The sequence below is a fragment of the Mycolicibacterium sp. P4_G11 genome, assembly GCF_056555145.1.
Window position 1 is genome coordinate 266219 of the sequence record NZ_JBFUJW010000005.1, and the last position, 14900, is coordinate 281118.

14 protein-coding genes are annotated in these 14900 nt (G+C 67.6%); 5 read left to right on the forward strand and 9 right to left on the reverse strand.

Annotated features, from left to right (window positions below):
- Positions 1-23: 23 nt before the first annotated feature.
- Positions 24-1364, forward strand: coding sequence for a sensor histidine kinase (locus AC1U2B_RS12500; protein ID WP_480217046.1), 1341 nt, complete (start codon positions 24-26; stop codon positions 1362-1364).
- Positions 1365-1441: 77 nt separating this feature from the next.
- Here the strand turns inward: AC1U2B_RS12500 and arfA are convergent, their stop codons facing one another.
- The 7 genes from arfA to pdxH all read right to left on the reverse strand — a co-directional run bounded on the left by arfA (position 1442) and on the right by pdxH (position 8402).
- Positions 1442-2452 (reverse strand): channel-forming protein ArfA/OmpATb, encoded by a 1011-nt coding sequence (gene arfA / locus AC1U2B_RS12505; protein ID WP_480217047.1) that lies wholly within the window; start codon positions 2450-2452, stop codon positions 1442-1444.
- Positions 2453-2566: 114 nt separating this feature from the next.
- Positions 2567-2932 carry an FKBP-type peptidyl-prolyl cis-trans isomerase gene (locus AC1U2B_RS12510; RefSeq protein ID WP_043390939.1) on the reverse strand — a complete coding sequence of 122 codons (366 nt, stop codon included), beginning with the start codon at positions 2930-2932 and terminating at the stop codon, positions 2567-2569.
- A 50-nt stretch (positions 2933-2982) separates the two neighbouring features.
- Entirely contained in the window at positions 2983-3402 is a 420-nt protein-coding gene (locus AC1U2B_RS12515) for a MarR family winged helix-turn-helix transcriptional regulator (RefSeq protein ID WP_480217048.1), read from the reverse strand.
- Complete coding sequence (locus tag AC1U2B_RS12520) at positions 3392-4846, reverse strand: MFS transporter (RefSeq protein WP_480217049.1); 1455 nt, start codon at positions 4844-4846, stop codon at positions 3392-3394. The genes AC1U2B_RS12515 and AC1U2B_RS12520 overlap by 11 nt, the downstream gene beginning before the upstream one ends.
- Before the next feature lie 212 nt (positions 4847-5058).
- Positions 5059-6354, reverse strand: coding sequence for a citrate synthase (locus tag AC1U2B_RS12525; protein WP_043390565.1), 1296 nt, complete (start codon positions 6352-6354; stop codon positions 5059-5061).
- Between the two features lie 105 nt (positions 6355-6459).
- The gene (locus AC1U2B_RS12530) at positions 6460-7731 is read right to left on the reverse strand and encodes an MFS transporter (RefSeq protein WP_480217295.1); all 1272 of its coding nucleotides are present in this window, start codon (positions 7729-7731) and stop codon (positions 6460-6462) included.
- Positions 7728-8402, reverse strand: coding sequence for a pyridoxamine 5'-phosphate oxidase (gene pdxH / locus AC1U2B_RS12535; RefSeq protein ID WP_390892731.1), 675 nt, complete (start codon positions 8400-8402; stop codon positions 7728-7730). The genes AC1U2B_RS12530 and pdxH overlap by 4 nt, the downstream gene beginning before the upstream one ends.
- A gap of 40 nt (positions 8403-8442) precedes the next feature.
- Here pdxH and AC1U2B_RS12540 point away from each other — a divergent pair, with 40 nt between their 5' ends.
- From AC1U2B_RS12540 to AC1U2B_RS12550, 3 genes are all read left to right on the forward strand, one after another.
- A complete protein-coding gene (locus AC1U2B_RS12540; protein WP_480217050.1) occupies positions 8443-9063 on the forward strand; it encodes a maleylpyruvate isomerase N-terminal domain-containing protein in 621 nt (206 codons plus the stop codon).
- 55 nt (positions 9064-9118) lie between these two features.
- Positions 9119-10261 (forward strand): citrate synthase 2, encoded by a 1143-nt coding sequence (locus AC1U2B_RS12545; protein ID WP_418003575.1) that lies wholly within the window; start codon positions 9119-9121, stop codon positions 10259-10261.
- Positions 10262-10360: 99 nt separating this feature from the next.
- A complete protein-coding gene (locus AC1U2B_RS12550; protein WP_480217051.1) occupies positions 10361-10813 on the forward strand; it encodes a VOC family protein in 453 nt (150 codons plus the stop codon).
- Between the two features lie 60 nt (positions 10814-10873).
- On the opposite strand, the gene AC1U2B_RS12555 is transcribed toward AC1U2B_RS12550, so the two are convergent.
- Positions 10874-12550: a 4Fe-4S binding protein gene (locus tag AC1U2B_RS12555; RefSeq protein WP_480217052.1), complete on the reverse strand. Its 1677-nt coding sequence runs from the start codon at positions 12548-12550 to the stop codon at positions 10874-10876.
- Positions 12551-12565: 15 nt separating this feature from the next.
- On the reverse strand, positions 12566-13582 hold the full coding sequence (locus tag AC1U2B_RS12560; RefSeq protein ID WP_043390557.1) for an AurF N-oxygenase family protein: 1017 nt from the start codon (positions 13580-13582) through the stop codon (positions 12566-12568).
- A 207-nt stretch (positions 13583-13789) separates the two neighbouring features.
- Between AC1U2B_RS12560 and serC the strand changes: the two genes are divergently transcribed.
- Positions 13790-14896: a phosphoserine transaminase gene (serC, locus tag AC1U2B_RS12565; protein WP_043390555.1), complete on the forward strand. Its 1107-nt coding sequence runs from the start codon at positions 13790-13792 to the stop codon at positions 14894-14896.
- The last annotated feature ends 4 nt before the right edge of the window (positions 14897-14900 follow it).

The following is a 14900-nucleotide window of genomic DNA, read 5'->3' on the forward strand; positions in this document are numbered from 1 at the left end:
GACGAACAGACGGCAGTAGCGGCGTGAACGTACTGGCGCGGGTCTTCCGCCGAACCCCGTCGCTGCAGTCGCGCGTCGCGTTCGCCACCGGTATTGCCGCCGCCATCGTGGTCGGGATCGTCGGCACCATCGTGTGGATCGGCATCACCAACGACCGCAAGGAGCGCCTGGACCGGCGGCTCGATGAGGCGGCCGGTTTCGCGATCCCGTTCCTGCCGCGCGGGCTGGACGAGATTCCGCGGCCGCCGCACGACGAGAACGTCGTCATCACCGCACGCCGGAACGGCCAGGTCAGCTCGAACTCGAACGTCGTGCTGCCCGAGCTGCCCGTCGGCTACGCCGACACCGACGTCAAGGGCATCCGCTATCGGGTGCGGACCGTGCAGATCCACATGCCGGACCCGATGCTGGTGGCGGTCGGCGCCACCTACGACGCGACGATCGTCGACACCAACAACCTGCACCGCCGGGTAATCGCCTTGTGTGCGTTCGCGATTGGCGCGGCGGCGCTGGCAGGCTGGGCGCTGGCCGCGTTCGCGGTGCGTCCGCTCAAACGCCTCGCCCAGCAGACCCGCGACATCGACCCTGAGGGCGAGGCGCCGGACATCGACGTCCGCGGCGCCACCGAAGCCGTCGACATCGCCGACGCGGTCAAGGGTTTGGTGGACCGCGTGTGGGAGGAGAAGGGCCGGACCAAGGCCGCGCTGGCGTCAGCCCGCGACTTCGCCGCGGTGTCGGCGCACGAGTTGCGTACCCCGCTCACGGCCATGCGCACCAACGTCGAAATCCTGACCATGCTCGATCTGCCGGACGAGCAGCGCAAAGAAGTGCTGAGCGACGTGGTCCGTACCCAGTCGCGCATCGAGACCACGCTGTGGGCGCTGGAGCGGCTGGCGCAGGGCGAGCTCTCCACCGTCGATGACCATGTGCCCGTGGACATCACCGAACTGCTGGACCGCGCCGCGCACGACGCCATGCGCGTGTACCCCGATCTGGAGGTGTCGCTGGTGCCGGCGCCGACGATCATCATCGTGGGACTGCCTGCCGGACTGCGGCTTTCGGTGGACAATGCGATCGCCAACGCGGTGAAGCACGGCGGCGCGTCGAAAGTTCAGCTGTCGGCGGTCAGTTCGCGGGCCGGGGTCGAGATCGCCATCGACGACGACGGCTGCGGCATCCCCGAAGAGGAACGGCTGAAGGTGTTCGGGCGGTTCAGCAGGGGCTCCACCGCGTCGCATTCAGGCTCGGGACTGGGGCTGGCCCTGGTGGCCCAGCAGGCCGAATTGCACGGCGGCACCGCGACATTGGAGACCAGCCCCCTGGGCGGCACGCGGCTGCTGCTGCGCCTGCCTGGGCATCGCTAGCCGGCGCCGGATGGCCAATCACTGCACGGAAAATCCGAAAAGTCGTGTCATATCTGGCCCGTCGGCGCAGTACCGTCTCAGCCGACGGTGATCTCGACCCGGCGGTTCTTCGCCCGGCCTTCCGCGGTGCCGTTGTCGGCGATCGGGTTGGCGGACCCGGCGCCGCGGGCAGACACCTTCGACGCCAGGACTCCGTTCGAAACCAGCGCGGCGGCAACGGCTTTGGCGCGGGTGTCGCTCAGTTTGAGGTTGACGGCGTCGCTGCCTTCGTTGTCGGTGTAGCCGACCACGGTCACCGCGCCGTTGGGGCAACCCTTGATCTTGTCCGCAACCTGCTGCAGCACCTTGCGGGACTCCGACGTCATCTGCGACCCGCCGGTGACGAAGCTGATCGGGGTGCGCAGCATCTCGGTGATGTCCGCCTGCACCTTCGCGCAAGAGCCGCCGGTCGGGGCCGGGGCGGGCGCAGGCGCAGGCGCGGGAGCGGGTGCCGACGAGGGTGCCTGCACGGGTGGCGCCACCGGCCCGCCCGGTGCGGGAATCTGAATGTTGTTGGCCAGCTTCGCGCCGGGGAACGCGAGGGCCGCAGCGCTCTGCACTTCGCCGGCGACGTCGAGGTTGGGCGCCGTCCCCATCAACGTGATGGTGGCGCCGTCGATGGACAATCCGAAATCCGGGATCTGATCGGCGGTGGAGAGCACGTTGCCGATGGCCGACATGTCGGGAGTCCCGGCACCGTCCACGACATTCGTCTTGTCGTTCAGGGTCGCGTTCAGCCATTGCGCTTTCACCGCGGCAGCGAGTTCGGACTTCGACCGGGTACTGGCCACGCTGCCCGTCAGGGTGATGGTGTTGCCGTCGCGCGTCAGGGCGAAGGGCGCCGAGGTCAGCTCGGGCTGCGCCGGAGCCGGCGCCGCAGCGGACGCCGCGATCGAACTCGGGGTCCGGTGCTCATCTGAGGTGCCGAATACCGCCCAACCGATCGCCGCGACGACGGCCACCACGATCACCAGCGCAACCACGCCGCGGCGGGTACCCAGCCGACGGACGACGCCGGACGGCTCGGTGACGTCAGCAGTGTCCGGCACGCAACCCTCCTCAAAACAAGTTCGAGCCTAGGGCCCGACGGCTGCGGAGACGGCAGGTTGCCGCCATGACACGCCACAACCGCCGGGCCCTAAGCCCGACGAAAGTCGATCAGGTCAGCGGGCGCCGACGAGGTCGATGACGAAGATCAGCGTCTTGCCGGACAACCGGTGGCCACCACCGGCGGGGCCATAGGCCTGTGCGGGCGGGATGGTCAGCTTGCGCCGGCCGCCCACGCGCATCCCGGGGATGCCGTCCTGCCAGCCCTGGATCAGGCCGCGCAGGGGGAACTCGATGGTCTCGCCGCGGTTCCACGAGCTGTCAAACTCGTCACCGGTGTCGTACTCGACGCCGACGTAGTGCACCGTGACGTTGCCGCCGGGCACCGCCTCGGCACCGTCGCCGACGATGAGGTCCTCGATCACCAGCGAATCAGGTGCCGGGCCGTCCGGGAATTCGATCTCAGGTTTGGTGTTTGCCACGGACACCACCGTAGTCGGGCACTCATCGCGGGTGGACGGGAACCGCGTCCCTAGTGGCGGCGCAGGCGGCTCAACAGATCGCGGAGCGTGGCCAGCTCGTCGGCGTTCAACGCGCTGAATACCGGCGGCGCTGGATCATCGATCTGGTCGATGCCCCGCATCGCCGCCGCACCGGCGTCGGTAAGCGACACCAGTTTGCACCGCCGATTGCCCGGATCCAGTTGGCGCACAACCAAACCGCGTTCTTCGAGATCGTTGATGGCCACCGTGGTGGCGGGTGCGTCCATGCCGGTCGCCGCGGCGAGTTCCTTGGCCGTCATCGACTTGGCCTCCAGCCGGCGCAAAATCCGGGCGCGGCTGAACGGCAATCCGGTCTGCTCGACCACGGCGCGTTTCCAGCTGTCGCGGTTCTCGACCACGACGGCGGCCATGGCCTGCCAGACCTCGTCGGCCAATGGATCAGTGGACACCGGCCGGCTCCGGCTCACGGGAACCCTCGATCAGCGGCGCCAGTCGCTCGGCGGAGCGCAACGCGCGCGGCGAGGTCGAGATGAAGCCGAGCACGGTGACCGCCACACCCACCCCGACGCACATCCACCACAGCGGCCGGGCCTGCGTGGCGAAGTCGACGCCGCTACCGGCCAGTGCCGAGCCGGCGATCGAACCGCACAGTGCCACACCGATACTCACGCCCACTTGCCGGCTGGTGGAGGTAACAGCCGCCGCGGCGCCGGCGCGATCTACCGGCATGCCGCTCACCGCGGCGTTGGTCACTGGCGCATTCATCATCGCGAACCCTATGCCGTACACCGCGAAAATGACGACCACTCGCCACATGGGCGTCGTCGCGGTCAACGTCGTCAACATCAACGCCGCCGAGGCCATCAAGACGCCCGCGGCCATCAGCGACGGGCGTGCGCCGTAGCGCCCGACGATCCGTCCCGACAACGGTGAAAACACCAGGGCACCAATGGCGATGGGCAGGTAGATGATGCCGGTGTGCATGGCCGAGTAGTGCCGCTCGTTCTGCAGGTAGAACGACATCATGAACAGGAACGCACCCCAGGCGGTCAGGGCGAGCACCGCGGTGACGGTGGCCCCGGCGAACGGGATGCTGCGGAAGAAGCGCAGATCGATGAACGGGTCGTGGCGCCGCCGCTCGTAGCGCAGGAAGGCGATGAGGGCGACCGCCGCCAGCGCCGCGATGATCAGCGTGCGGGGCTGGGTCCAACCCATACCCGGCCCCTCGATGAGGGTGAAGACCAGGCCGAACAGGAACAGCACCGCCAGTCCCTGACCCACCGGATCGACGTCGCGCATGGTGCCCGACTTGCTCTCCGGGACGAACACCGCGGTCAGCACGATGGCGGCCAGACAGATCGGCAGGTTGATCCAGAACACCGAACGCCAGCCGATGGCGTGGATCAGCAGGCCGCCGACCGTCGGGCCCAGCGCCATCGAGATACCGACGACCGCGCCCCAGAAACCGAGCGCCCGCGCCCGCTCGACCTTGCCGGTGAAGACCTGCGAAATGATCGACAGCGCAACAGGGTTGAGCATCGAGCCACCGATGCCCTGAACCAGGCGAGCACCGATCAGCGCGTCGGCGGTCGGCGCCAGGCTGCACAACAGCGAACCGAACGCGAAGACCGTCAGGCCGATCTGGAACACCCGCCGGCGGCCGAAGCGGTCGCCGGCGGCGCCAGAGAGCATCAGCAGCGAGGCCAGCACCAGCGTGTAGACGTCGACGACCCACTGCATCTGGGTGGCGCTCGCGCCGAGGTCGGCGCGGATCGACGGAATGGCGACGTTGACGATGGTGGAGTCCATCGACACGATCAGCAGACTGAGGCAGCAGGAGATCAGGATGATCGTCTTGCGCCGGCCGTCGAGCGCGTCGATAGTTGTATTCACACAACCATTGTGAAACTACAACTATCGGTTGGGCAACATCGGCCCGGAGTGACATTGGCGACAGTGAGCGGTTTGAGGCCGCTCGACGCGCGCGAGCGTGCTCCGACTGCACGCGGAACGCGGCGTGTTGCAGTACAGACCCGCACGCTCGCGGGAAGACAGATACGGCCCCTCGCGCGAGATGCGGGAGGGGCCGTGTCTGTGGTCGGGCTCTAGTGGGCGGGGTAGTCCCGCTCGGTGTAGCCGGTGTAGATCTGGCGCGGGCGGCCGATCTTGGTGCTCGGGTCGGCACTCATCTCGCGCCAGTGCGCGATCCAGCCCGGCAGCCGGCCCAGGGCGAACAGCACGGTGAACATGCGCGTCGGGAAGCCCATGGCCCGGTAGATCACGCCGGTGTAGTAGTCGACGTTCGGGTACAGCTTGCGCTCGACGAAGAAGTCGTCGGTGAGGGCGATCTCCTCCAGCGACTTCGCGATGTCCAGCAGTTCGTCGTCGCCGCCGAGCTTGCCGAGGATCTTGTCGGCCTGCTCCTTGACGATGCGCGCCCGCGGGTCGTAGTTCTTGTAGACCCGGTGACCGAAGCCCATGAGCTTCACGCCGTCCTCGCGGTTCTTCACCTTCTTGACGAAGTCGCGGACGTCGCCGTGCTCGGTACGGATCTTCTCCAGCATCTCCAGCACCGCCTGGTTGGCGCCGCCGTGCAGCGGGCCCCACAGCGCGTTGATGCCACCGGAGATCGAGGTGAACAGGTTGGCCTGAGACGAGCCGACCAGCCGCACCGTCGACGTCGAACAGTTCTGCTCGTGGTCGGCGTGCAGGATGAACAGCATGTCCAGGGCCCGGACCAGCTCCGGGTCGACCTGGTACGGCTCGGCCGGCAGGCCGAAGGTCATGCGCAGGAAGTTCTCGACCAGGTTCAGCGAGTTGTCCGGGTAGAGGAACGGCTGACCGACCGACTTCTTGTACGCGTAGGCCGCGATGGTCGGCAGCTTGGCCAGCAGCCGGATGGTCGACAGCTCGACCTGCTCGGGATCCTTCGGGTCGAGCGAGTCCTGGTAGTAGGCGCTCAGCGCGTTGGCCGCCGACGACAGCACCGGCATCGGGTGCGCGTTACGCGGGAAGCCGTCGAAGAACCGCTTGAGGTCCTCGTGCAGCAGGGTGTGCCGCTGAATCTTGTTGGTGAACGACTCGAGTTCGGAGGCCGTCGGCAGCTCCCCGTAGATCAGCAGGTAGCTGACCTCGATGAAGTTCGACTTCTCGGCGAGCTGCTCGATCGGGTACCCGCGGTAGCGCAGGATGCCGGCGTCACCGTCGATGTAGGTGATGGCGCTCTTGGTCGCCGAGGTATTGACGAAGCCACCGTCGTAGGTGGTGTAACCGGTCTTGGCCAGCAGCGAGCCGAGCTCGATACCGTCAGACCCCTCGGTAGCGCGCACGATCTTGAGGTCGACCTCGCCTCCGGGATACCGAAGGTTGGCGACGTCGTCAGTGCTGGAGGTGTCGGCCACTAGAACCCCTTTTGCGGTGTCGACAGGAGAAACGTCCGGGACTAGACGGTAGTCGTTAAGAGAACTATGTGCCTTGTGGGGGTCGCATATACCCGTTGTCAACCATCATCTGCGCGCCACCCGATACCGGACGAACGCGGGTACCACCAGGACCGATACGACGACGCCGACCACCACCAGGACACCGCCGCCTGCCGCTGCCACCGTCGTGCCCACCACCGCGGCCGCCGCACCGTGCACCGCGTCGGCGATTCGCGGGCCACCCGCGACCACCACGGTGAAGACACCCTGCAGACGGCCGCGCAGCTCGTCAGAGGCCGCTTCTTGCAGGATCGTGCTCCGGAACACCGCCGAGACCATGTCCGCGGCCCCGCCGACGGCCAGCAGCACCAGGGCGATCCAGAGGAAGCCGTCAGGCCGGCCGGTGGCCTGACCGACCGCCAGCCCGAAACCGGCCATGGCCGCACCCCACACCACGATCGACACCACGACCGCCAAACCCTGCCTGCGTACCCGCGGCAGCCAGCCGGAAAACACCCCGCCGGCCACCGCGCCGACCGCCATGGCCGCCGACAACAGAGCCATCGCCGTCCCACCTGCGACCGGCCCGCCGAAGTTCTCATGGGCCATCTGTGGGAACAGCGCCCGCGGCATGCCGAGGATCATCGCGATGAGGTCGACGACGAACGACATGAGCACCACGCGGTTCCCCGAGAGGTACCGGAAGCCGTCCAGCACGGCCGCGAAGCCCCAGCGTGAGGTGTCGTCGTCGCCCGAATGCTCGGGCGGCATCGGCGAGAGCCGGAAGGTGGCCCAGATCGGCGCGATCGTGGTGAGCGCGTCGATGAAGTACAGCGTGGACAGGTCCACCCACCGCAGCATCACACCGGCCAGCAGCGGGCCGATGATGGCGCCGGCCTGGAACACCGTCATGTTCAGCGAGTTGGCGGCGGGCAGCTGATCGGCGGGCAGCATCCGTGGAATGGCGGCCGAGCGGGTCGGCGAATTGATCGCGTAGAACGCCTGCTGCACCGACAGCAGGCACAGCACCAGCCAGACGTTGTTGAACCCGGCGGCGGCCTGCACCCACAGCAGGACCGACGCCACCGCCAGCCCGCAGGACGCGATGATCAGCAGCCGCCGGCGGTCCATCGCGTCGGCCCAGGCTCCGCCCCACAGGCCGAACACGATGAGCGGCACGACGCTGAACACACCCGCCAGCCCGACATACGCCGAGTTCTGCGTCAGCGCGTACAGCTGTACCGGCACCGCGAAGATGGTCAGGTTGGCCCCGATCACCGTGACGACGCTGGAGCCCCAGAGCCGGCGATAGTCCGGGTTGCGCAGCGGTGTGGTGTCGGCGATCAGACCTTTCAGGGCTGGAGCCGTTCGATACGGTCGCCGGTGACACGAATCCTGTTGTGCACCCGGTTCTCCCGGCCCTGCCAGAACTCGATCACCTCCGGGGCGATCAGGTAGCCGCCCCAGTTCGGCGGCACCGGCACCTCGGGTACGTCGGCGAATCGCTCGGTCACATCACGCAACTGTTCCAGCAGCGCCGTGCGCGAGGCAATCGATTTTGACTGGTGCGACGCCCACGCCCCGAGCTGCGAACCGCGCGGCCGCTTCGACCAGTACTCGGCGGTGTGCTCGGCGTCGACCTTCGTCACCGCGCCGCGGATGTGGATCTGACGGCCCAGCAGGTACCAGGGGAACGTCGCCGACGCGTAGGGCACGGCGGCCAGCTGATCACCCTTGTCGGAGTCGTAGTTGGTGTAGAAGGAGATGCCCGTCTCCTCGATCGATTTGCACAGCACCGAGCGGGTGACCGGATGCCCGTGCCCATCGACCGTGCCGAGCACCATGGCGTTGGGCTCGGAGACCCCGGCCTGCACGGCGTCGGCCATCCAGTCGCGGAACAATGCCAGCCAGCCCCGGTCCAGCCAGTCGACGTCGAGGTCGACGCTGCCGTCCTTCTCCGCCGAGCCGTACTCGGCCCGCATGCGCGCCAGACGATCAGCCGACTGTTCCACATGATCGGATGTCATGGACGGCGACGCTACGCCCATGCGGTGACACAATGCGGATATGGCGTCCACCACACCACCCGACTACTCGGTGTTCGTCTCGGCGGCAACAGCTTTCGCGGACCTGGTGGCACTGATCCCGGCAACTTCCTGGGACGGCCCCGGACTCGGCGACTGGGATCTGAGGTCGTTGGTCGGGCACACCTCACGGTCATTGATCACCGTCAGCAGCTACCTGCGGATCCCGGCTGAGCGGGAGGATGTGACCGGGCCGGCGCACTACTACGCGCTGCTGCGCGGCTATGCCGCGGGCAGCCCCGATATCGTCGAGCGCGGCCGCGAGGCCGGGCGCGTTCTGGGCGCGGACCCCTCGGCCAAGGTCACCGAACTACTGCACCAGGTGTTGACCGATCTCGACGGCGCCGGCGACCCACTGATCGCCGTGATCGGCGGTCTGGGCATCCGGCTGAGCAACTACCTACCGACCCGGGTATTCGAATTGACAGTGCACAGCCTGGACATCGCGCGCGCCACCGGAATCGACTTCGCCCCGCCCGAGCAGGCACTGGAGGCCGCCACGGTGCTGGCGGCGCAGATATCCGCACTGACCGGCCAGGCCGCAGCGGTACTGACGGCGCTCACGGGACGCGGTGCTCTGCCTGCCGGTTTCTCCGTGGTCTGACCGTTAGTTACCGGCCGGTAGCCCCACGCCCATCGACTAGTGGAACAATTTCGGCATGACCGGAACCACGTCAGTGTCGACGCCGCAGATCCCCGAGAACTTCGTCGCCGGGCTGGAAGGCGTCGTCGCTTTCACGACCGAGATCGCCGAACCGGACAAGGACGGCGGCGCGCTGCGCTACCGCGGCGTCGACATCGAAGACCTGGTGAGCCACCGCGTCACCTTCGGTGACGTCTGGGCCCTGCTGGTGGACGGCGAGTTCGGCCGAGGCCTGCCGGCCGCCGAACCCTTCCCGCTGCACGTGCACTCGGGCGACGTCCGCGTCGACGTCCAGGCCGCGCTGCCGACGCTGGCCCCGATGTGGGGTTTCCAGCCGCTGCTCGACATCGACGACGACACTGCCCGCGACCAGTTGGCGCAGACCTCGGTGACCGCGCTGTCGTTCGTCGCGCAGTCGGCCCGCGGGATCTACAAGCCCGCCGTACCGCAGCGCGTCGTCGACGAATGCTCCACTGTGACAGCACGTTTCATGACCCGCTGGCAGGGTGAGCCGGACCCGCGGCACATCGAGGCCATCGACGCCTACTGGGTGAGCGCCGCCGAGCACGGCATGAACGCGTCCACCTTCACCGCGCGCGTCATCGCGTCCACCGGAGCCGACGTGCCCGCGTCGCTGTCCGGCGCCATCGGCGCCATGAGCGGCCCGCTGCACGGCGGCGCCCCGGCCCGGGTGCTGCCGATGATCGAGGAGACCGAGCGCACCGGCGACGCCCGTGCCGTGGTCAAGGGCATCCTGGACCGCAAAGAGAAACTGATGGGCTTCGGGCACCGCGTGTACCGCGCCGAGGACCCACGCGCCCGCGTGCTGCGCGCCACCGCCAAGCGCCTGGACGCCCCGCGCTACGAAGTGGCTGCCGCACTCGAGCAAGCCGCCCTGGCCGAGCTGCGCGAGCGCCGCCCCGACCGGGCCATCGAGACCAACGTCGAGTTCTGGGCCGCGGTGATCCTGGACTTCGCCCAGGTGCCCAGCGCGATGATGCCCGCCATGTTCACCTGCGGCCGCACCGCGGGCTGGTGCGCCCACATCCTCGAGCAGAAGCGGCTCGGCAAGCTGGTCCGCCCGGCGGCCATCTACGTCGGCCCGCAGCCACGGTCCGCGGACTCCGTCGCCGGCTGGGACAGCATCAAGCACAGCTGACATTTCGGGCTCAATTTTTTGTCACCGATGAGAAGTAGCGTTGGGGATGGTCATAACGATTGACCCCAATCCACGCAGTACCGCTCTGAGGAGAACACGATGACCGAGTCCCAGACCTTCCTCGCCCCGCACCTCGTCGTCGGCGACGGTGCCGCCGCAATCGACTTCTACGTCAAGGCTTTTGGCGCCACCGAGCTGGGCCGGGTGCCCGGCCCCGACGGCAAGCTCATGCACGCCGCGCTGACCATCAACGGCGCGAACGTCTACCTCAACGACGACTTCCCCGAGATGTGTGGCGGTAAGTCGCAGACCCCGAAGGCCTTCGGCGGCACGCCGGTGACCATCCACCTGCAGGTCCCCGATGTCGACGCGGCATACCAGCGCGCCCTCGACGCCGGCGCCACCGAATTGATGGCCCCGGCCGACATGTTCTGGGGTGACCGCTACAGCCAGGTGGAAGACCCGTTCGGGCACCACTGGTCGCTGGCGCAGACCGTGCGCGTCGTCAGCCCCGAGGAAATCGCCGAGGCGATGGCAGCCCAGCAGGGCTAGCGATTCGGGTTTGTGCACGATTTTCCGCGGCGGGCGCGKAAAATCGTGCACAAATCACTGTCAAGAGAAGGCGCCGAGCAGACGCTGACGCAGCGTCGGCTTCGGTGCGCTGGCGGCAGCGGCCAGCATGTCGGACACGTCGATGAACTTGTCCCGTGGGCGGTCTGCCCCGCCGCGGGCGATCTCGGCCGCATTGATGGCCCGCCACCCCGCCATGTCGACCACTTCTGGCCGCCGGTCGCGGATGAGTTGTTGCAGCGCACCGTTTCTCGCAGTGGGCTCACCGAGACGGCTGGCGTTGTAGTCGGCGACCAACCGGTCGACGGTGTGCGCCGCGCACGACTTGTTGGTGCCGATGAAGCCCGTCGGACCGCGCTTGATCCAGCCCGCCACATAGCTGCCGCGGACCGGCTCACCGGTGGTCGGATCGATGACGCGGCCCTCGTCGTTGGGCACCACGCCGGCGGCGTCGTCGAACGGCAGACTACGAATTGCCTTGCCGTGGTAGCCGATTGACGTCAGCACCAGGCCGGCGTCGAGCTGACGGACCTCGTCGGTGCCGGTCACGGTGAACTCGATACCGGTGACCTTGTCCGAGCCGAGTACCCGGGCCGGGGTCAGCTGGTAGGCCAACCGAATCCGCGGGCGGGTCGGCGGCGCGGAGCTGTCGGCCAGCTTGGCGAGGATCTCGAGCTTGTGCCGCGTCAGCGCGTCCGTCGCTGCTTCCAGGTCCCGGCGGACCAGCTCGTGGTCCGCGGCGTCGAGCACCACGTCGCAGGTCGTCGTCAGGCCGATCAGCTCGGGCAGGGTGAACGCGGAGTGGATCGGGCCACGCCGCGCCACGATGACCACCTCACGCACCTTCGAGTCGCGCAGTGCGGCCAGCGCATGATCGGAAATGTCGGTGCGCGCCAACGCATCCGGATCGGCGGTCACGATGCGGGCCACGTCGAACGCGACGTTGCCGTTACCGATGATCACCGCCCGCTCGTGGCCCAGATCAACCGGCAGATGCGAGAACTCGGGGTGCCCGTTGTACCAGGCCACCACCTCGGTGGCGGTGCCTGTTCCCGGCAGCTCCATGCCCTCGATGTCGAGACGCTTGTCGTTCGGCGCGCCCACCGCGTACAGCACCGCGTGGTGGTGCTCCAACAGCTCGGCGTGCGTGACGTCCCGACCCACCTCGACGTTGAGGTAGAAGTCGAGCCCGCGACGCTCGGTGATCCGGTCGAACAGCCGGGTCACGCCCTTGGTGTTCTGGTGGTCGGGGGCGACCCCGGCACGCACCAGCCCATAGGGCGTCGGCAGCTTCTCGAAGACGTTGACCCGGACCCCGCTCTGGGTCAACAACTCGTCGGCGGCATACATGGCGGCCGGCCCGGAGCCGACGATCGCGACCCGCAGCGGACCGTGCGGCCGCTGGTCCACCGCCGGGGCATCAGGCACCGGCGCCAGCTTCGACGTCGGCGGCAGCTTGCCCTCGTACTTCGGATAGAAGGACGCGTTGAGCTCGATGAACGGCAGCTGCGCTTCGGTCAGCTTCGTGTCGGGCTGGATCGCGCCGACCGGGCAGGCCGTGATGCAGGCACCACAGTCCACGCAGGCAGCGGGATCGATGAACAACATTTCGGCGGTAGCGAAACCCGGCTCGTCCGGGGACGGGTGAATACAGTTCACCGGGCATGCGAAAACGCATGAACCATCGCTACAGCACGACTGAGTAATGACGTGCGGCATGAGTTACCTAAATGCTCAGGCAGCGACCACGACGTGCTGGCGCTGCGGCTCGCTGCGGTACCGGCTCGGCGGGCCGTCGATCTTGCAGAGCTTCCACACGAGCTTGGCGAGCGGGTTCATCAGACCGGTGTCGTACGCCAGCATGCGGACGTCGGAGAACATATTGCGCAGGAACATGCGCGACTCCGGAGCGTCGAAGAACAGCTCGTCGCGCACCGACTTCGGGATGTCGAAGGTCTTCCAGAAGACGCGCGGCGGCACGATGATCGCCGAGCAGAGGATGCGCATGGTCAGCGGCACGAACAGCGACAGCCAGAACTTCTTCCAGCGGCTCAGCTCCGGGACGCGCTTGTGCAGGTACTCGTGGGCGAACGAGATGTGCCGGGCCTCTTCGGCCACGTGGATGGCCATGACCCGCTCCATGATCGGGTGCAGCTCGCTGCCCTCACGCAGGATGTTCTTCTGGGTGTGGTCGATGGGCTCCTCGCCGGCGAGCACACCGAAGAAGAACGGGATGGGCGCCGGGCCGGCGGCCAGCGGGATCACTGGCTGAATCCACTTGAGCAGCTTCGGCATGCCCGGGACGTCAACCCCCATGTGGTTGACCATCTCCTGGAACATCAGGGTGTGGTTGCCCTCTTCGATGGCCTCGTGGGTGCAGTACCGGAATTCGGGCGACCCGTTCGGGACCCAGAAGGCGTACTCCATCAGGCCGCGGATCAGGATGTTCTCGAAGTGCAGACCGACCTTGGCGACGTTGGCCTGGCGCCACATGCCGATCTCGATCTGACGCTCGTGCGACTGAGCCTGGTACCACGGGTGACCACCGAGCGGGTCGGTGTCCGGGAGGATCCATCGCGGGTCGTTCGGCACCACAGCGAATTCCGGCGAGTCCCAGGAGATGTCCGTGTACGGGTTGAAGTTGCGCCGCACCGACCCCTCGGACAGCGTGGCGAGCTTCTCGACGTAGCCCTGGTCGTCCAGGACATCCATGTTCCGACGCCAGCGACGGATCATGCGGGTACGAGCCATTTTGAGCCTCCCAGGGCTTCATTGTGAGCTTTACATTCGGCTGCCTTGTGTCGAACGGTACCGCAGGTATCACCTAGAAACTAGTGCCCGTCGTCACACATCTCTACCTACATTGTGATCCCGGTCACGCGATTCGGCAGAGCCGTCGGATAAGCAGCCGGATCCCCCACGACAACGAGGCGGCGACCTGCAACTACGCTGACACCCATGGCTGAGCTCACCATCCCCGCCGACATCAAGCCCGCCGACGGACGCTTCGGCTGCGGCCCGTCCAAGGTTCGCCCCGAGCAGCTGACCGCCCTGGCCGCCGCCGGCGACCTGTTCGGCACCTCGCATCGCCAGGCCCCGATCAAGAACCTGGTCGGCCGCGTGCGCGACGGCGTCAAGCAACTGTTCTCCACCCCCGACGGCTACGAGGTCATCCTCGGCAACGGCGGCTCGACCGCGTTCTGGGACGCCGCCGCGTTCGGCCTGATCGACAAGCGCTCGCTGCACCTCACCTATGGCGAGTTCAGCAGCAAGTTCGCATCGTGCGTCGCCAAGAACCCGTTCGTCGGCGACCCGATCGTCATCAAGGCCGACGCCGGCAGCGCGCCCGCGGTGCAGTCGGACCCGGACGTCGACGTCGTGGCCTGGGCCCACAACGAGACCTCGACCGGTGTCGCGGTGCCGATCCAGCGTCCCGCCGGTGACGCGCTCGTCGCCATCGACGCCACCTCGGCCGCCGGCGGCCTGCCGGTCAACATCGCCGACACCGACGCCTACTACTTCGCGCCGCAGAAGAACTTCGCCTCTGACGGCGGGCTGTGGATCGCCGTGATGAGCCCTGCCGCGCTGGCCCGCGTCGAGCAGATCGCCGCCACCGACCGCTGGGTGCCCGACTTCCTGTCGCTGCCCATCGCGGTGGAGAACAGCCTCAAGAACCAGACCTACAACACCCCGGCGATCGCGACCCTGATCCTGCTCGCCGAGCAACTGGACTGGCTCAACGGCAATGGCGGCCTGGACTGGGCCGTGAAGCGCACCGCCGATTCGTCGCAGCGGCTGTACTCGTGGGCCGAGTCGCGTCCGTTCACCACGCCGTTCGTCGCCGATCCGGCGCTGCGGTCGCAGGTCGTCGGCACCATCGACTTCAACGACGATGTGGATGCCGCCGCGGTGGCAAAGGTGTTGCGCGCCAACGGAATTGTCGACACCGAGCCGTACCGCAAGCTGGGCCGCAACCAGCTGCGCGTCGCGATGTTCCCGGCCGTCGACCCCGACGACATCAGCGCGCTGACGGCGTGCGTCGACTGGGTCGTGGAACGGCTGTAGCGCG